This window comes from Rhodovarius lipocyclicus (genome assembly GCF_009900765.1).
Classification (GTDB): Bacteria; Pseudomonadota; Alphaproteobacteria; order Acetobacterales; family Acetobacteraceae; genus Rhodovarius; species Rhodovarius lipocyclicus.
On the sequence record NZ_JAAABL010000059.1, the window covers coordinates 1 to 16,229 of the forward strand.

20 protein-coding genes are annotated in these 16,229 nt (G+C 68.9%); 11 read left to right on the forward strand and 9 right to left on the reverse strand.

The window, feature by feature from the left end; all coding sequences use genetic code 11:
• The 4 genes from GT007_RS20550 to GT007_RS20565 form a co-directional block, all read left to right on the forward strand.
• Positions 1–373: energy transducer TonB (locus GT007_RS20550; RefSeq protein WP_160123543.1), on the forward strand; the 373-nt coding region annotated here is incomplete at its 5' end.
• Between the two features lie 13 nt (positions 374–386).
• Positions 387–947: a cob(I)yrinic acid a,c-diamide adenosyltransferase gene (locus GT007_RS20555; protein WP_160123544.1), complete on the forward strand. Its 561-nt coding sequence runs from the start codon at positions 387–389 to the stop codon at positions 945–947.
• 200 nt (positions 948–1,147) lie between these two features.
• Entirely contained in the window at positions 1,148–1,372 is a 225-nt protein-coding gene (locus GT007_RS20560) for a hypothetical protein (protein ID WP_160123545.1), read from the forward strand.
• Between the two features lie 55 nt (positions 1,373–1,427).
• Entirely contained in the window at positions 1,428–2,183 is a 756-nt protein-coding gene (locus GT007_RS20565) for an SDH family Clp fold serine proteinase (protein WP_160123546.1), read from the forward strand.
• Between the two features lie 90 nt (positions 2,184–2,273).
• Here GT007_RS20565 and GT007_RS20570 read toward each other — a convergent pair whose 3' ends face one another.
• From GT007_RS20570 to GT007_RS20600, 7 genes are all read right to left on the reverse strand, one after another.
• The gene (locus GT007_RS20570) at positions 2,274–3,152 is read right to left on the reverse strand and encodes a class I SAM-dependent methyltransferase (RefSeq protein ID WP_160123547.1); all 879 of its coding nucleotides are present in this window, start codon (positions 3,150–3,152) and stop codon (positions 2,274–2,276) included.
• Complete coding sequence (locus tag GT007_RS20575) at positions 3,145–4,161, reverse strand: glycosyltransferase family 4 protein (protein ID WP_160123548.1); 1,017 nt, start codon at positions 4,159–4,161, stop codon at positions 3,145–3,147. Before GT007_RS20575 ends, GT007_RS20570 begins: the two co-directional genes overlap by 8 nt.
• On the reverse strand, positions 4,158–4,571 hold the full coding sequence (locus GT007_RS20580) for a 6-pyruvoyl trahydropterin synthase family protein (protein WP_160123549.1): 414 nt from the start codon (positions 4,569–4,571) through the stop codon (positions 4,158–4,160). Before GT007_RS20580 ends, GT007_RS20575 begins: the two co-directional genes overlap by 4 nt.
• Positions 4,571–5,536 (reverse strand): zinc-dependent alcohol dehydrogenase, encoded by a 966-nt coding sequence (locus GT007_RS20585; RefSeq protein WP_236571785.1) that lies wholly within the window; start codon positions 5,534–5,536, stop codon positions 4,571–4,573. The genes GT007_RS20580 and GT007_RS20585 overlap by 1 nt, the downstream gene beginning before the upstream one ends.
• Positions 5,536–6,300 (reverse strand): RibD family protein, encoded by a 765-nt coding sequence (locus GT007_RS20590; RefSeq protein WP_236571786.1) that lies wholly within the window; start codon positions 6,298–6,300, stop codon positions 5,536–5,538. The genes GT007_RS20585 and GT007_RS20590 overlap by 1 nt, the downstream gene beginning before the upstream one ends.
• Entirely contained in the window at positions 6,297–7,115 is an 819-nt protein-coding gene (locus GT007_RS20595) for an EipB family protein (protein WP_160123550.1), read from the reverse strand. The genes GT007_RS20590 and GT007_RS20595 overlap by 4 nt, the downstream gene beginning before the upstream one ends.
• 298 nt (positions 7,116–7,413) lie before the next feature.
• On the reverse strand, positions 7,414–8,742 hold the full coding sequence (locus tag GT007_RS20600) for an omega-aminotransferase AptA (protein WP_160123551.1): 1,329 nt from the start codon (positions 8,740–8,742) through the stop codon (positions 7,414–7,416).
• A gap of 134 nt (positions 8,743–8,876) precedes the next feature.
• On the opposite strand from GT007_RS20600, the gene GT007_RS20605 reads away from it, so the two are divergent.
• The 5 genes from GT007_RS20605 to GT007_RS20625 all read left to right on the forward strand — a co-directional run bounded on the left by GT007_RS20605 (position 8,877) and on the right by GT007_RS20625 (position 12,396).
• Positions 8,877–10,298: a LutB/LldF family L-lactate oxidation iron-sulfur protein gene (locus GT007_RS20605; protein ID WP_160123552.1), complete on the forward strand. Its 1,422-nt coding sequence runs from the start codon at positions 8,877–8,879 to the stop codon at positions 10,296–10,298.
• Positions 10,299–10,304: 6 nt separating this feature from the next.
• Positions 10,305–10,478 (forward strand): hypothetical protein, encoded by a 174-nt coding sequence (locus tag GT007_RS20610; RefSeq protein WP_160123553.1) that lies wholly within the window; start codon positions 10,305–10,307, stop codon positions 10,476–10,478.
• Positions 10,468–11,169 (forward strand): LutC/YkgG family protein, encoded by a 702-nt coding sequence (locus GT007_RS20615; RefSeq protein WP_160123554.1) that lies wholly within the window; start codon positions 10,468–10,470, stop codon positions 11,167–11,169. Before GT007_RS20610 ends, GT007_RS20615 begins: the two co-directional genes overlap by 11 nt.
• A gap of 23 nt (positions 11,170–11,192) precedes the next feature.
• The gene (locus GT007_RS20620; RefSeq protein WP_160123555.1) at positions 11,193–11,747 is read left to right on the forward strand and encodes a Smr/MutS family protein; all 555 of its coding nucleotides are present in this window, start codon (positions 11,193–11,195) and stop codon (positions 11,745–11,747) included.
• A gap of 268 nt (positions 11,748–12,015) precedes the next feature.
• A complete protein-coding gene (locus GT007_RS20625) occupies positions 12,016–12,396 on the forward strand; it encodes a helix-turn-helix domain-containing protein (RefSeq protein ID WP_160123556.1) in 381 nt (126 codons plus the stop codon).
• A 58-nt stretch (positions 12,397–12,454) separates the two neighbouring features.
• Here GT007_RS20625 and GT007_RS20630 read toward each other — a convergent pair whose 3' ends face one another.
• A complete protein-coding gene (locus tag GT007_RS20630) occupies positions 12,455–13,435 on the reverse strand; it encodes a Bug family tripartite tricarboxylate transporter substrate binding protein (RefSeq protein WP_160123557.1) in 981 nt (326 codons plus the stop codon).
• Positions 13,436–13,645: 210 nt separating this feature from the next.
• Between GT007_RS20630 and GT007_RS20635 the strand changes: the two genes are divergently transcribed.
• Positions 13,646–13,951, forward strand: a complete 306-nt coding sequence (locus tag GT007_RS20635) for a hypothetical protein (protein ID WP_160123339.1) — start codon at positions 13,646–13,648, stop codon at positions 13,949–13,951.
• Positions 13,952–14,038: 87 nt separating this feature from the next.
• Here GT007_RS20635 and GT007_RS20640 read toward each other — a convergent pair whose 3' ends face one another.
• Positions 14,039–14,659 carry a trimeric intracellular cation channel family protein gene (locus GT007_RS20640; RefSeq protein ID WP_160123558.1) on the reverse strand — a complete coding sequence of 207 codons (621 nt, stop codon included), beginning with the start codon at positions 14,657–14,659 and terminating at the stop codon, positions 14,039–14,041.
• Positions 14,660–14,806: 147 nt separating this feature from the next.
• Between GT007_RS20640 and GT007_RS20645 the strand changes: the two genes are divergently transcribed.
• Positions 14,807–15,997: a hypothetical protein gene (locus GT007_RS20645; protein WP_160123559.1), complete on the forward strand. Its 1,191-nt coding sequence runs from the start codon at positions 14,807–14,809 to the stop codon at positions 15,995–15,997.
• Positions 15,998–16,229: the final 232 nt, after the last annotated feature.

Here is a 16,229-nt window from a genome sequence, read left to right on the forward strand (position 1 = left end):
CCCGCCCTCACCGGCCGAGCGGCCGGGCACGCCCGCGCCGCCGGGCCAGGAATCGCCCGCCGGGCCGCTCGGCGGCGCCACCGTGACCGGGCCCACGCGCGGCCCGGGGCTGGACCCCGCCTTCCGCAACGCCGCCCCCGGCTATCCCCAGGGCTCGCGCGAACGCGGGGAGCAGGGCGTCGTCTCCCTGCTGCTGAACATCGGCACGGATGGGCGCATCATCACGCTGGAGGTCACCCGCAGCTCCGGCTATCCCGCCCTGGATGAGGCGGCGCGGCGGGCCGTGCGCGAATGGCGCTTCCGCCCCGCCTTGCGCGGGGGCACACCCGTGCCATCTCAGGTGGCCACCAATGTCCGCTTCACCCTGAACTGAGGAACCGCCCCGCATGGTCAAACTGGATGTCATCACCACCCGCGGCGGCGATGGCGGAGAGACCTCGCTGGGCGATGGCAGCCGCGTGCGCAAGGACGCGCTGCGGGTCGAGGCCTATGGCACCGTGGATGAGGCCAACGCGGCGCTCGGCCTGCTGCGCCTGCACCTGGCCGGCGACCGCCTGGCGGACGCGATGCTGGCCCGCATCCAGAACGACCTGTTCGACCTGGGCGCCGATTTGTGCGTGCCCGGCACCGGCGCCGACCGGCTGCGCATCAGCACCGCCCAGTGCCTGCGGCTGGAGGAAGAACTGGCCGAGATGAACGCCGCCATCGCGCCGCTGCGCTCCTTCGTGCTGCCGGGCGGCAGCGCCGGCGCGGCCCACGCCCACCTGGCCCGCACCATCACCCGCCGCGCCGAACGCCTGACCGTGGCACTGGCCGCGCAGGAAGACGTGAACCCGGACGCCATCCGCTACCTCAACCGCCTGTCGGACCATTTGTTCGTGCTCAGCCGGCGGCTGAATGACAATGGGCGCGCGGATGTGGCGTGGGTGCCGGGGGCGGAACGGTAGGCTAGAAGCATTACGGAAACTTTCTTTGCCTATCGTTTTTATCACGACATCGGACGAATTTGCCGGGCGTTCTCCGGCCTGCAAACGCTGGACAGTGAGTAATTCATATCAATTTTCGTGTGGGGTTTGGAAACTTGGTTGACGGCAGTGTGTTTGAAGATTCTAACTCACTCGACTCGGCCGCCGCTGGAGGAAGAAACATGATTGATGACGTAGCAGTCGCCCGGCTGTCGGACATCATGCGTCCAAAATCGCACGGGGATCGAGTGAATTCCCATGTTATTCGTGCTGTCAAAGAGCCTCAGCCAGATTTCGAGGCTATGCGACTGCTTGTCATCGGTCATTGGAATGTGCCTAATATTGCCTCCAATGAACGAATCGACAAACAATCCAACCCTTCCGATTCTGACGACACCAAATGGTGAGAGCGGTCGCTTTCCGCGATCATTCGAGCTGCCTGCTCAATCTCCATTATTTTGGGTGGAGCAGAAGGACCGATATCTTCGCCAGCTATTGATCAGAGACATAGAATCTCTGACCGGGCGAAAATTGATAGTTTATTTTGCTAATAGATTTGAAAATGACTCTGGAATCGATCTTAGAGATGTCGCTCATGTTGCTGAGTTGATGGGCGATGCAACTGATTGCGATCTGGATATTATGATAGAAACCGGCGGTGGGGTTACGGATGCCGCCGAATCAATAATATCGACACTAAATAATATGAATAAAAATTATAGAATAATAGTTGCAAACTCAGCAAAAAGCAATGGAACATTAATAGCGCTTTCTTCGTCGTGTATAATAATGGGTCCGACTTCCGAGTTGGGGCCTATTGAGCCATCTATAAATAACGTTCCGTGCTCAATATTGGACACCCCGCAAATCGCTCAGTCGAATTTCCCGCTTCACATGATTGGAAAGCACGCCCTTCGTCAATCCGCAGGATTGGCTAAGAGACTGCTCGAGACCGGTATGATGAAGGGAAGATCGGAGCAAGATGTAAGTGTAACTATTAAGGCTCTCTCTGGAAGGGATCGATTTCCGTCGCACGGATCTGTTGTTGATTATCGAGAGGCCATTCAGCTTGGATTGAATGTAAAATACCTGAATCACGGCGATCCGGTTTGGGATAGGATATGGTTGCTATATTGCATGTACGATTTTGATTGCAGAAAGATGGGATATTTAAAAGTTTTTGAGGGAAGGTCAAGAAGTATAGCAATTTCAAAATAATTTGCTCTTCATAAACCTCTTACAAAGAGCAAAATACAAATAAAATACGAAATTTATTCTGAGCCGAATGTAGTTTTTCTCGGCTAGATTTTATTTTTGGTCTCCCGGCAGCGCCAGCACATCCAGATGCGGCACCACCAGCGACAGCCTGCGTTGTTCCGCGTGCCGGCTGCGCATTTCCGCCCAGGCGCCGATGCGTTGGCGTGCTCCTGGCAGGGCGCGGGCGGCGGCTTCGGCGTGGCCCACGGCCAGTTCGTGCGCCATCGCCACCTCTCGCCGGTCGATCCGCCAGGGGCTGGGCGCCATGCGCACGGTGTAGCCATGGCGGGTGAAGGCGCGGGCGATGGCGTGCGGTGCGGCCTCGCCCAATGCCTGGCCGCCGAAGCCTTTGTCGCGCGCCTGGTCGCGGGCGAAGCCCCGGCGCACCAGCACGTCGTCCGGGTGGGCCGGGAAGAAGCGCGTGCCGCCCGAGACATTCAGCGCCGCGTAGAAGGGCAGCTTGTAGGCGGCGCAGGCGGCGGCGAGCAGTTCCACCCATTCGGCGCTGACCAGGTCGCACAGCGCGGTGTTCACCACCGCGTCCACCTTTTCCAGCGGCAGCTGGTCGGCGGCCTCGCGCAGGTCGGCCAGCAGGCCCTCGATGCGCCAAGGGCCGGTGGGGGCCTTCACCACCAGGGTGCGGGCATCGGGCCAGGCGGTCTTCCAGCCGACCATCTCCGCGCGGTCCACGGTGGTGGCGAAGGCGCGGTAGATCAGCTCGGCATCCGCATCCACCAGCGTCCAGCTCTGCCCCCGGCCCAGGATATGCCCCAGCCAGCGCGTGAGGGAGCCAGTGCCGGCGCCCAGGTCCATCAGGCGCGGGCGGGCGGGCAGGGCGGCGGAGAGCGCCTCGGCCAGGCCCAGGTTGCGGGCGCGGGCGTCGAAGGGCTCCCGCAGGGACAGCCAGTCGCCGGAAAAGCTCTCAACCACGGGACAGCTCGTGCGCGAAGGCGGTGGCGCGGTCGGACCAGCGGGGCAGCTTGCCCGCGGCCTCCCAGGCGGCATCCGACATCTCTCGCCGCAGGCCGGGGTCGAAGATCACCCGGCGCATGGCGCGCGACAGGGAATTGGCGTCGCCGGGCTGCGCCACCACGCAGGCGGCGGGGGGCACCACCTCGGTGACGGCGCCGCCGGCGGTCAGCGCGCAGGGCAGGCCGCGCGCCACGGCCTCGGCGGCGGCCATGCCATAGCCTTCCCAATGGGTGGCCAGGGCGAACAGGTCCGCGCGGTCATAGGCGGCGGCGAGCGCCGCGTCGTCCAGCTCACCCAGGAAGGCGACGCGCTGATCGATGCCCAGCTCCTCCGCCAGGGATTTCAGGCCATGGGCGTGCACCTCGTCCCGCGCGGCGCCGACGATCTCCAGCGACCAGTCCAGGTCACTGAGGCGCCCCAGCGCGCGCAGCAGCACGTCATGCCCCTTGCGCGGCACCAGCGTGCCGACCGACAGGATGCGCACCCCGGGCCCGCCCGAACCTTGCGCACGCGGGGCGCCATCCGTGCCGGGTTCCACCGTGCCGATGCGGGCGGGGTCCACGCCGAAATCGGCGGCCAGCCGCTCGGCCGTGAGGCGCGAGGTGGTGACCAGCCGCTTCATGGCGGGGAACAGCGCCAGCTCCTTTTCCCGCAGCATGTCGCGGTTCAGGCCCTTTTCCAGCGCCGTGGGGTGATGGATCAGCCCCACCGCGCGGCCGAGGTCGAGCCCCGCGAAGGCCGGCAGGCCCAGCCCGTCGATCACCGGCACCTCATCGGCCGCCAGCCCCGCCCAGGCGGCGCGGGCCGAGGCCTCGGCGGCGTCGTCCGGCACCGGGTGCTGGCCGGCCAGTTCCACCACGCGCACGGTGTGCCCGGCCCCGGCCAGGCCGGCCAGCAGCCGCCGGTCATAGCCATAGCCGCCCGAGACGGTGCCGATCGGCCCAGGCACCAGCAGCGCGATCTTCACGCCACGGTCCCCCCGACTGGTCCCTCGAAGGCCGCCCAGGCGACATGGCTTTCGCGCAGCAGCACCTTCAGGCCGGTCACCCCCGCCCCGCCCGGGCCCATCCGTCCATGGCGGCAGGCGGCGGAGAGCAGGCCATGGATATGCAGGCACAGATATTCGGTGGTGGTGTTCTTGCCCGCGAAATCCGGTTCCTCGTCCAGGTTGCGGTAGTCGAGGTCGGACAGGATCTTCCGCAGCTCGTCCTTCGCCAGGCCGATGTCGATCAGCAGGTGCAGGTCATCCAGCTTCGGCGCGCGGAATTCCGCCTCCACCACGAAGGTGGCGCCGTGCAGGCGCTGGGCGGGGCCGAATTCCTTCCCCCGGAAACTGTGCGCGACCATGATGTGGTCCACGACGGTCAAGCTGAACATCAGGGGGATTCCTCCGGATAGACGACAAGCGGGCAGAGCGCCGGGCGCTCCAGCAGGGCGGCATAATGCTGGGGCAGCTCGGCGAAAGCGATGGGGGGTTCCAGCAGCGCGTCCAGCCGCGCGTCGCACAGCAGGTCGAGCGCCAGGGCCATGCGCTGGCCATAGCTTCGGCGGCCGCGCATGGGCGTGGCCACGCTGCCCACCTGGGTCGAGGCGATGGACAGCCGCTTCTGGTGAAACGCCTCGCCGAGCGCCAGGGCGGGGCGGGTGGCGCCGAACCAGCTCGCCTCGATGATCCGCCCCTCGAAGGCGGCGCGGGAGAGGGCGAGGTTCAACCCGGCCTCCGTCGCGCTGGCGTGGATGATCAACTCCTGCTCGGCGGGCGCGTCGCCGGGTGCCGCGAATTCCGCGCCCAGCGCGGCGGCGATGCCGGCACGGCTGGCGTCGGGGTCCACCAGCGTCACCTTCACGCCGGGGAAGCGCGCCAGCAGGAAGGCCGCCAGCAGCCCCACCACCCCGGCGCCGATCACCAGGGCGCGCTCACCGGCCAGCGGCCTTGCGTCCCACATGATGTTCAGCGCGGTTTCCATATTGGCGCCCAGCACGGCGCGATGGGTGGGCAGGGTATCGGGCAGGGGGGTGCACAGCGCGGCGGGGGCGATCAGCTCCTGCTGGTGCGGGGCCAGCACGAAGACGCGGTGCCCGGCGAGCGCGCCTTCCTCCACCCGCGCCACGCCGCAATAGCCATAGGCGACCGGCCCGCCGAATTCGCCCAGCTGCAGGGGCGCGCGCATGGTGGCGAACTGGCTTTCGGGCACGCGGTGGTGCAGCACCAGCCGCTCCGTCCCGCGGGAGATGCCGCTGGCCAGCATGCGCAGGCGCAAATCATCCGGCCCGCGCGGCGGCAGCGGCGTGTCCAGCAGCGCCACCTGGCCCGGCGCGGTCACCCACAGCGCGAGCGGCATCAGAGGCAGACCATGGGCGGGCGGGCGCGGTTCACCGCCATATCGAACAGCACATCCGGGGCGATATCGTGGCAGGTCCAGGAGAGTTTCAGCCCGTCGCTGATCCGCAGGGCCTCCGGCAGGGCGAAGGCCGGGCGGCCGGAGCCCAGGATGATCGGCGCCACCGTCACATGCAGCCGGTCCAGCAGCCCGGCGATGAGGAAGCGGGAGACGGTGACGCCCCCGCCCTCCACGAAGATGCGCCGCAGCCCCTGGGCCGCCAGCGCGGCCAGCAGGGCGGGCAGGTCCAGCCGCCCCTCTCCGCAGCGGGGGATGGGCAGGATTTCCGCCGAGCCATGACGGGTGCCGCGTGCCGCGTCCGCCGCCACGGCCAGGATGGTGCGCGGCCCGCCCTGGAACACGCGGCGCTCCGGCGGCAGTTCCTGGCGGGTGTCGAGGATCACCCGCACCGGGTCCGGCCCCGGCACCAGGCGGGTGGTCAGTTGCGGGTCGTCGGCGGCGACGGTGGCGGCGCCCACCAGCACCACATCGCACAGCGCGCGCAGCCGGTGGGTGTGCACCAGGTCCGCCGGCCCGCCGATCCATTGCGAGGAACCGTTGCGGGTGGCGATGCGCCCATCCAGCGTCTGCGCCAGCCGGCCGATCACCAGGCAGCCATCAGGCCCGGGCGGCGGCGCGAGGCAGGGGGCGAACAGCCCGGCCAGCGGGCCCTCCGCCCGCCCGGCCAGCAGCGCGGCCCAGCTTTGGTCTTCCGGGCCGCTCAACAGGCACCGGGGGTGGGGGCCAGCTCCAGCAGCTCTCCCACCACGCTGAATTCGCCGAAATCCATGTGCACGTCGTCGGCCACGCCATTGGCGTAATAGCGCAGCGCGACCTCATAGTTCGGCGTGCCGGCGCCGCCCTGCTGGCCCGGCTCGAAGAAGGAAATCCGCATGCGCTGAGACCCCTGCCCGGCCAGGGCCGGGAAGCGCGGCTGGGCCGCGGGTTCCTGCCAGCTGCCGGTCATGAAGGTGCTGGTGTCCTGCGCGCCGTCCTCATCCGTGCCGTCCATCAGCGGCGCGGACAGGATGCGCTGGCCCGCCCGCGCGGTGGCCAGGGCGCGGATGGTGTGCATCATCGGCAGCAGCGTGCCGCGCGGCAGCGCGACCTCGTTCGGCGCGGGGTCCTGGTAGCGGGCACGCCCGCCCTCCGGCGTCACGCTCGCCTCGCCGGAAATGCGCTGGGTCACGGCACCCTCGGTCATCTGCGTCAGGGAGAAACGCAGATGCGAGCCGTCCTTCGCCTCGAAGGTGGAATAGTCGCTGCTGGTCTCGATGCGGTTGCCGTCGCGGTCGGTCAGCACCAGCGTGAAACGCTGCCGGGTGGTCCAGCCCTCGCAGGCGTCCTGCACCTCGAACACCATCGCGCCCTCGGCGCGCTGGATGCCCGCCTGGTCGCGAGAGGTGTCGAGCGTCAGCCGATAGGCCGCACGGTGGGCGAGCATGGCGCCCGCACCCTCCTGCGGCTCGGCGGAAATGGCGGGCAAGGCCCAGGCCAGGAAAGGAACCACCGCGAAGGCGGCCAGGATGTGTCGGCGCATAAGGCCTATTTAGGCCGATTTTCGCCGCATTGCAGTGGGGGTTCTGATCCTGGGGTGGCGCTATCCAGGGGGCGCCGCCCCCTGGACCCCCGGCAGGAGCCGAAAGGCCCCTGCACCCCATCAGTTTGGCGCCGGTCCTGGGAAGGCGGTTCCCGTTGATTTTTATCATGAAAAAGGCGCCCTACCTGCCAAGGTAAGGCGCCAATCCATGGGTTCAAAGGGTTGCTACAACCCTTTGCGGGGTCGTCAGGGGCAGCGCCCCTGACTGGGGGGCCAGGGGGCGAAGCCCCCAGCGCTGTCAGGCCGCCTTGCGCAGCGCGTCGCCCAGCGTGTTGAAGATGCGGTCCACGTGCGGCTTCTCGATGATCAGCGGGGGCGACAGGGCGATGATATCGCCGGTGACGCGCACCAGCAGCCCGTCGTCGAAGCAGCTGCGCAGCACGTCCATCGCGCGCGCGCCCACCGCGCCGGGGCGCGAGGACAGTTCGATGCCCGCGATCAGGCCGAAGTTGCGGATGTCCACCACGTTGGGGGCGCCCTTCAGGCTGTGGGCGCCGTCTTCCCAGTAGGATTCGATGGCGCGGACGCGGCCGGCCAGGTCTTCCTTCTGGTGGATGTCCACGCTGGCGATCGCGGCGGCCGCGGCCAGCGGGTGGCCGGAATAGGTGTAGCCGTGGAACAGCTCGATACCGGCCGGGCTGTTGTTCACCACCATGTCGTAGACTTCGTTCTTCACCGCGACGGCGCCCATGGGCACGGCGGCGTTGGTCAGGCCCTTGGCCATGGTGATCATGTCGGGGATCACTTCCATCCGCTCGCAGCCGAAGGGCGCGCCGATGCGGCTGAAGCCGGTGATCACCTCGTCGAAGATCAGCAGGATGCCGTGCTTGTCGCAGATCTCACGCAGGCGCTTCAGGTAGCCCACGGGCGGCACCAGCACGCCGGTGGAGCCCGAGACGGGTTCCACCATCACGGCGGCGATGGTGTCCGCGCCGTGCAGGGCCACCAGGTCCTCCAGCTTGTCGGCCAGGAAGGCGCCGTTCTGCGGCATCCCGCGGGAGAAGAAGTTCTCCTTCAGCCCATGGGTGTGCGGCAGGTGGTCCACATAGGGCAGCTGGCCGCCGAACTGGCGGCGGTTGCCGCCGATGCCGCCGACGGACATGCCGCCGAAGCCCACGCCGTGATAGCCGCGCTCACGCCCGATCAGCCGCACGCGGCTGGCCTGGCCCTTGGCCTTCTGATAGGCCAGCGCGATCTTCAGCGCGGTGTCGTCGCTCTCGCTGCCGGAATTGGTGAAGAAGACGCGGTCCATGCCGTCGGGCGTCATCTCGGCCACGCGGGCCGCGGCCTCGAAGGCGATGGGGTGGCCCATGTTGAAGGTGGGCGCGTAGTCCATCACGGCGGCCTGCTTCTGGATGGCTTCCGTGATTTCCTTGCGGCCGTGGCCGGCGTTGCAGCACCACAGGCCGGCGGTGCCGTCCAGCACTTCCCGGCCCTCGGGCGTGTAGTAGAACATGTCCTTCGCGCGGGCGAGCATCATCGGGTTCTTCTTGAATTCCCGATTGTTGCTGAAGGGCATCCAGTAGGCGTCCAGGTTGTTCGGACGCGGGATGGAAATCTCGTTCATGGCGGCGGCAGCTCCGAGGGCGGATCGCGGGAGGTAAGCCCATGCGCCACAGCCTTGCAACAAGGCTGAGGGGCGATATTACCGCATGGCGGTGCCGAGTGGCGCGCGGAGCGGCAGGGCGCTAGACTTTGCGCATGCAAGTCCATTCCCCGCGGTTCAAGGAACGGGCATCCGCCGCCCTGGCCGATGCGCCCCTGCAGAAGGCGTTGACCCGCTTCCGCGACGGGTTCCAGGCCAAGCGCGCCGCCGCCGTCGCCGGCCTGCCGGAATTCGAGGCGCTGCGCGACGTGGCGCGGGACATCAAGAACCACACGCTGGCGAACCTCGACGCCTATCTGGAACGCTACGCCGACAAGGTGGAGCGCGCGGGCGGCGTGGTGCACTGGTGCTCCACCGCCGATGATGCCCGGGCGGCCGTGCTGAAGATCTGCCAGGATGCCGGTGCCCGCACCGTCACCAAGGGCAAGTCCATGATCAGCGAGGAGCTGGGCATCAACGCCCATCTCGAAGCCCATGGGATGGAGCCGGTGGAGACCGACCTCGGCGAATACATCCTGCAGGTGCGCGACGAACCGCCGAGCCACATCATCGCCCCCGCCTTCCACCTGAACCGGGAGGATTGGGAGGCGAGCTTCCGCAAATCCCACGCCGACCTGCCGGCCGACCGCCAGTTCCACGAGCGCCGGGACATCCTGACCGAGGCCCGCACCCGGCTGCGCGACAAGTTCCTGACCGCCGATGTGGGCATCACGGGCGCCAACTTCCTGATCGCGGAAACCGGCACCAGCGTCATCGTCACCAACGAGGGCAATGGCGACCTGACGCAGACCCTGCCGCGCGTGCACATCGTGCTGGCCAGCATCGAGAAGATGGTGCCGACGCTGGAGGACGCCTGCGTGTTCATGCGCCTGCTGGCGCGCAGCGCCACCGGGCAGGACCTGTCCGTCTACACCACCTTCTCCACCGGCGCCCGCCGGGCGGAGGACCTGGACGGCCCGGCCGAATACCATGTGGTGCTGATCGACAATGGCCGGTCGGGCATGCTGGGCACGGAATTCCAGGACATGCTGCGCTGCATCCGCTGCGCGGCCTGCATGAACCACTGCCCGGTCTATGGCGCGATCGGCGGGCATGCCTATGGCTGGGTGTATCCGGGCCCGATGGGCGCGGTGCTGACCCCCACGCTGCAAGGCGTGGACAAGGCCGGGCACCTGCCCAATGCCAGCACCTTCTGCGGCCGGTGCGAGAGCGTGTGCCCGGTGAAGATCCCCTTGCCCAGCCTGATGCGTCATTGGCGGGAACGGGAGTTCGAGCGCCACCTGCAACCCCCCGTGATGCGCCGCGCGATGGGGCTGTGGGGCTGGTTCGCCAAGCGCCCGACGATGTACCGGCTGGCCACGCGGCTGGGCGCGGGCACGCTGAAGCTGCTGGGGCGCGGGCGGGGCGCCTTCCATGCCCTGCCCTTCGCCGGCGGCTGGACGGCGGGCCGCGACCTGCCGGTGCCGGAGGGCCGCACCTTCATGGCCGAATACGCCCGCCGGCAGCGCGCCAAGTGATGATCCATGGCCGACCCGAAACCGTCTCCACCACCTCGCCCCGCCCCCCGCACCACCCTGGCCTGGCTGCTGGGCGGAGAGGACCCGCCGACCGAGGTGGAAGCCCGCCTGAACCGCATCGAGGACGCGCTGGACCGCATCGAGGCCGCCATGAAACCGGAGCCCCGGCATGAGCCGTGACGTCATTCTGAATTCCATCCGGCGCGGGCTGCGCCGCGGCCCCCTGCCGGCGGACCAGCAGGCCATGCTGGATTCCCGCCTGGCCGCGCACCCCACCCACATCATCCCCGCGCGGTCCCGCCTGCCGCGCGCCGGGCAGGTGGCGCTGTTCATCCGCAACCTGGAAAAGGAATTCGCCACCGCCGAGCGCGTGCCCGACCTGGATGCCGTGCCCGCCGCCCTGGCCGACTACCTGGCCGCCCAGAACCTGCCGCCCCGCTTCGCCATGGCCCCGCACTCGGAGCTGGCCAGCCTGCCCTGGCACCGCTTCCCCATGCTGTCCTTCGAGGCGCGGCGCGGCCAGGGCACCGACCAGGCCAGCCTGCAGCACGGCTTCGCCGGCATCGCGGAAACCGGCACGCTGATGCTGCCCAGCGCGCCCGAACGCCCCACCACCCTGAACCTGCTGCCGGACGCCGCCATCGTGGTGCTGCGCGCCAGCGCCGTCGTCGGTGCCTATGAGGAAGCCTGGGCGAAGCTGCGCGCCGCCAGCCACGACGCCCTGACCGGCGGCTTCATGCCGCGCAATGTCATGCTCGTCACCGGTCCCTCCCGCAGTGCCGACATCGAACAGACGCTGGAACTGGGCGCCCACGGCCCGCGCAACCTGCACGTCATCCTGGTGGACGACGACCCGGAGGCCCTGGGCTGACCCGCCCCCCAGGCCACAGCACGATGCGCCGCCCAGAACCCACGCCGCCCCGGCGCGCGCCGAAACCCCGCGCCCTGTCGGAGGACGACCGCAACCTGTGGGCCGTCTTCGCCCAGCACATCGCGCCCCTGCCCGGGCGCCTGCGCCCCGCCCTGCCGCCCGCGCCCCCGGCCCCCACCCCCGCCGAACCCCTGCCCACGGCCCCCGCAGCCCCCCCGCGCCCCCGCGCGCCGGAACCCCTGGCCGTGGGCCTGCCCGCCCCGGACATCGACCGCAAACGCTGGCGCGACCTGACGCGCGGCCGCACCCGCGCCGAACGCACGCTCGACCTGCACGGCCGCTTCGCGCAGGACGCCCACGCCCTGGTCCACCGTTTCCTGCTCAACGCGCTGGCCGACGGCATCCGCTGCGTCGCCATCATCACCGGCAAAGGCGGCCCCGAAGGCGGCATCCTGAAACGCGAACTGCCCCACTGGCTGAACCACCCGGCCCTGCGCCACCACATCCTGGCCGCCGCCCACCCCCACCAGGCCAACACCGGCAGCGTCACCCTGCTGCTGCGGCGCGCCCGGCCGTGAGGGGGGCGCGGGTGGGCAGGTGGATGCGAGAGGGCTCTGCCCCCTCGCGCTCCCCCGCCAGGAGCCGAAAGGCCCCTGGACCCCATCAGTTTAGTTTGGAAGTTGGGAGAGGGGGCCGCGAGCGCGCGTCGGGCCCAAAGGGCGCTTGGAGCCCCCTCTCCCAACTTCCAAATCATTGGGTTCCAAGGGCCTTTCGGCCTTTGGTGGGGGGAGCACGAGGGGGGCAAAGCCCCTCTCGTTTCCGCCCCTGCTCACCGGTGCCTCCCGCATGACCCCGTTCGGCCGGAAGCTGCGGGCGTTGCGGCAGGAGCGTGGTGTGACGTTGGGGGAGTTGGCGCGGGCGTTGCAGGTGTCGTCGGCGTATTTGTCGGCGTTGGAGCATGGGCATCGCGGCCGGCCTTCGGCGGGGCTGGTGCATCAGGTGAATGAGTTCTTCGGCCTGATCTGGGATGAAGGCGATGAGATGGGCCGGTTGGCCGGGCTGTCCCATCCCAAGGTGGTGCTGGACACGGCGGGGCTGAGCCCGGAGGCGACGGAGCTGGCCAATCTGCTGGGGGAGCGGATCGGCAAGCTCTCGCCGGAGGTGCTGGAGCGGTTGCTGGCGATTGTCCGAGCGTGGTCGCCGGAGGTGGAATCACCGGAGGCGTGAATCACGCGAGCAACCAAGCGTGGTCGCCGGAGGTGGAATCACCGGAGGGTGGCAACCCTCAAAGCTGAAGGTCGATCCCGCGGGTCAGTTCCGCCCAGATATCGCGGGAGCGGATGATGGTCTGGCCGAATTGCTGGCTGCCCTGCCAGTCCACGTCGGTGTCGAGCTGGTTGAGGCGCCGGCGGACGGTCTCGCGTTCCATGGATTGGCGGAAGGCGTCCTCCAGCCGGGCCAGGATGGGGGCGGGCAGGCGGGCGGGGCCCAGCAGCCCCACGAAGCCGGCCCAGCCGCGCCCGACATCGGCGCCCTGTTCGATGAAGGTGGGGATCTCGGGCATGGTCTGGGCGCGGGCCTCGCCCAGGGCGGCCAGCGGGCGCAGCTTGCCGGAGATGACGTGCTCCCGCGCGGAGGTGAGGCTGTTGAAGCCGCAATCGACCTCATTGCCCAGATAGGCGCTGATCATCGGGGCCTCGCCGCGATAGGCGACGTGGGTCAGGCCCAGGTTGAGCGCCTGGTTGGCCTGCAGCCCGAAGACATGCCCGGTGGAGCCGGAGCCGTAGGAGCCCATGGACAGCCCCTGCCCGGCGCGGGCCCGGGCGCGGGCGAATTCCACGAATTCCGGCAGGTTGCGGGGGCCGAGGCTGGAGCGGCACATGAAGATCAGCACGGTGGCGCCCATCATGCCGATCGGCGTGAAGTCCCGGATGGCGTCATAGGGCGCGTTGCCCAGCACGATGGGGGCCTGCACCAGGGTGGTGATGGTAAACAGCAGGGTGGTGCCGTCCGGCGCCGCCTTGGCCACCGCGTCGGAGCCGATCATGGACCCGGCGCCGGAGCGGTTTTCCACCACGATGGGCACGCGCAGGATCTCGCTCATGGGTTCCAGGCACAGCCGGGCCCAGACATCGGTGGCGCCGCCGGCGGGGAAGGGCACGATGGCGCGGATCGGGCGGTCGGGCTGCCAGGGGGCCTGGCCCAAGGCGGGCGTGGCCAGGGCGGCCGGGACGGCATGCAGCAGCGTGCGGCGGGTCAGGCGCATGGGGGTTCCTCCGTGTTTCGTATCGTTGTGCGAAACGATAGAGGGCCGCGCCGAGGATGCAAACCGGAAATCGCGCGAAGGCTTTCATAACCTGGGCGTATGGCCACGATGCCGAGCCATGATTGGGAAAGTGCGGCGGAACGGAGCATCTGTCTGTTCACCGAAGGGCGGCCGGAAACGGCGGCCCTCACAGAGAACAGGAGACCGGATATGAACAAGTTCGCCATTGCCGCCGTCGCGGCGCTGCTTTCCACCACCGCGGCCTTCGCCGAGGAAGCCCCCCGGATCGCGGGTGATTTCGCCAGCCAGCATGTCGTGTACGGCCAAGCCGCGCGCGGCAACATCGTGGGCGGCGGCGTGGCCGTCGTCACGGGTGTGGATGAGGGTCGGCCGGTGATCAGCTATCTGGACAATGGCCCGGCGCAACAGGGCCTCGCAGGCCAGGTGCCCGCGGTGGAGAACGTCGCCGGCCGTGACCGCACCATCTGGGTGCCTGCCTCCGGTCTCCGCGGGTAACCCACGGGGGGCCTGACCTCCCGGAAGCCATGGACCCGGGAGCTCCGAGCCCCACGGAACCGGCCCCTCGAAAGGGGGGCCGGTTTTTTATCGTTCGCGATAGGGCGGCAGGGACCAGCCGAAGCGGATCGCCGCCGCGCGGATGCCGAAGGCCAGGCACATGCCCGCCAGCACCGCGTGTTCCCGCCACACGCCAGACAGCCGCAGCATGACGAAGCAGGCGGCCCCGGCCAGCGCGGCCAGCAGATAGATCTCCCGCGTCAGCAGCAGCGGCACCTCGTTGCACACCACATCGCGCATGATGCCGCCGAAACTGGCCGAGACGACGCCCAGCAGCATGGCGGCCCAGGGGTCGGCACCCGCCAGCAGCGCGATTTCCGCCCCCAGCACGGCATAGAGCGCGAGGCCCAGCGCATCGGCCCAGATCAGCATGCGCGCGCCCAGCCGGAAGCGCGGCGCCGCCACGAAGACCAGCACCGCCACCACCGCGATCATCGCCAGCAGCCCCGGCGCGCGCAGCCAGAACAGCGGCAGCCGGCCCAGCAGCAGGTCGCGCAGCGTGCCGCCGCCCAGCCCCGTGATCAGCGCGATCAGGATGAAGCCCACCACATCCATCCGCTGCCGCGCGGCCGCCAGCGCGCCGGAAGCCGCGAAGGCCACCACCCCCACGGTGTCGATCACGCCCAGCACGGTGTCGAGAGGAATCATACCTTTCTGTAACACGGGCCGCGCGGGGGAAAAGCGCCCTCGCCAAACAGGACCGTCTCGGTATGATAACCCGGCCCGGTTTCAAGTCCTTGACGCGGTGCGAAGTTGGGCGCTTCCCGCAACTCCCACCCGAGCGGAACCCTTGCCATGCTGGATTCGACTGCCCAGGACATGACCGAAGCCTCGCCGCTGCGGGAATTCCTGTGCCTGGCCGGCGGGCGGGAGGCCTGGGGCCAGCGCCTGTCCAGCATCAACCGGCGGGGCGGCTACACAGGCCGCGCCGCCCAGCAGCGCCACGCGGCGGAGCTGATGCTGAACCGCCTGGCGGACCCCGCCCGCCTGCGCAACGCCGGCACGCCGGAGCGGCTGGTGCTGGGCTTCGCGCAGGAACTGACCGCCCTCGCGCGCTCCCTGCCGGAAAAGCCGCGCTGTCGCCTGCGCGCCCAGCTGCGCGCGGGGCTGGAGGGGGAGGCGACGCTGGTGCCCATCTTCCACCTGGCCCGCACCGCCGCCCGCGCCCGCGCCCAGGGCTTTGCCGTGCGCTTCGACGGGCTGCTGGACAGCACGCCCTGGGACCTGACGATCGAACGCCAGGGCGTGTCGGCCGAGATCGCCTGCGTCACCGTCTCCGCCGAGGAAGGCCGGCCCTTGCAGAAGGGCGCCTGGTTCCAGCTGATGGACCAGCTGAACCCCGAATTGCAGACCTGGCTGGCCGCGCATCCCGGCCGCTACATCCTGAAGATGACCCTGCCCGAGGGCGCGCAGGATGCCGGGCAGATCGCGGCCCTGCACGGGCGCATCACCGCCATGCTGGCCGCCCAGAAGCGCCAGGACACGAGCGCGGAGGCCATGCTGAAGCTGGACCCGCTGCTGATCGCGGGCGCCCAGGCCGGCCTGCCCGCCGCCCTGCGCAGCCAGTTCGGCCACGAAGCCCACCTGGCCGTGACCGCCGACAACGCCAGCGGCAGCCTGTTCGTCATGGCCGCCCGCGCCGGGCGCAGCAACGATATCGCCCAGGCCGCGAAAACCCGCATGGCTGAACACGCGGCCCGCCTCTCGGGCAACCGCCCAGGCATCCTCAGCACCTTCATCGAGGATCTGGACCGCACCGAATGGCGCGCCCTGCGCGACAGCCTGGAACTGGAAGGCACCGCCCGCCGCTTCCTGACCGAGCCCGCGGCGCGCGCGGTGGTGGCCATCACCTGCGCCTCCCGCGCGGAACTGTTCGGGCTGCCGGCACCGGATGCGGCACCGCATGGGGAACTGCGCTTCAAAAACCCGGGACACCCCAGCGCCAAATCGACGGAACTGGCGCCGGCGGTGGAAAGCCTGGGGTAGGGCGCCAGTCAGGGGCTCCGCCCCCGACACCCCCGCCAGGACCGTGCTCGGTCCTGGACCTAGAGCAGTTTGGCGCTGATCCTGGGAAGGTTTTTCTTATTGATTTTTATAGGGCTTGTTGAGATTTAGATCTTTCCTGGTGACGTGTGTTTATGATTCACGCTTTGGATGACGCAGCGTTTGGTTTTGAGTGACGAGCAATGGGCGAAGATGTCGCCGCATTGCCTGGGCA

Coding starts and splice junctions, on each gene's coding strand:
- GT007_RS20555 (WP_160123544.1), top strand. CDS start 387: ATGGTCAAACTGGATGTCATCACCACCCGCGGCGGCGATGGCGGAGAG.
- GT007_RS20560 (WP_160123545.1), top strand. CDS start 1,148: ATGATTGATGACGTAGCAGTCGCCCGGCTGTCGGACATCATGCGTCCA.
- GT007_RS20580 (WP_160123549.1), bottom strand. CDS start 4,571: ATGTTCAGCTTGACCGTCGTGGACCACATCATGGTCGCGCACAGTTTC.
- GT007_RS20585 (WP_236571785.1), bottom strand. CDS start 5,536: ATGCCGCTCGCGCTGTGGGTGACCGCGCCGGGCCAGGTGGCGCTGCTG.
- GT007_RS20595 (WP_160123550.1), bottom strand. CDS start 7,115: ATGCGCCGACACATCCTGGCCGCCTTCGCGGTGGTTCCTTTCCTGGCC.
- GT007_RS20600 (WP_160123551.1), bottom strand. CDS start 8,742: ATGAACGAGATTTCCATCCCGCGTCCGAACAACCTGGACGCCTACTGG.
- GT007_RS20605 (WP_160123552.1), top strand. CDS start 8,877: ATGCAAGTCCATTCCCCGCGGTTCAAGGAACGGGCATCCGCCGCCCTG.
- GT007_RS20610 (WP_160123553.1), top strand. CDS start 10,305: ATGGCCGACCCGAAACCGTCTCCACCACCTCGCCCCGCCCCCCGCACC.
- GT007_RS20615 (WP_160123554.1), top strand. CDS start 10,468: ATGAGCCGTGACGTCATTCTGAATTCCATCCGGCGCGGGCTGCGCCGC.
- GT007_RS20620 (WP_160123555.1), top strand. CDS start 11,193: ATGCGCCGCCCAGAACCCACGCCGCCCCGGCGCGCGCCGAAACCCCGC.
- GT007_RS20625 (WP_160123556.1), top strand. CDS start 12,016: ATGACCCCGTTCGGCCGGAAGCTGCGGGCGTTGCGGCAGGAGCGTGGT.
- GT007_RS20630 (WP_160123557.1), bottom strand. CDS start 13,435: ATGCGCCTGACCCGCCGCACGCTGCTGCATGCCGTCCCGGCCGCCCTG.
- GT007_RS20635 (WP_160123339.1), top strand. CDS start 13,646: ATGAACAAGTTCGCCATTGCCGCCGTCGCGGCGCTGCTTTCCACCACC.
- GT007_RS20640 (WP_160123558.1), bottom strand. CDS start 14,659: ATGATTCCTCTCGACACCGTGCTGGGCGTGATCGACACCGTGGGGGTG.
- GT007_RS20645 (WP_160123559.1), top strand. CDS start 14,807: ATGCTGGATTCGACTGCCCAGGACATGACCGAAGCCTCGCCGCTGCGG.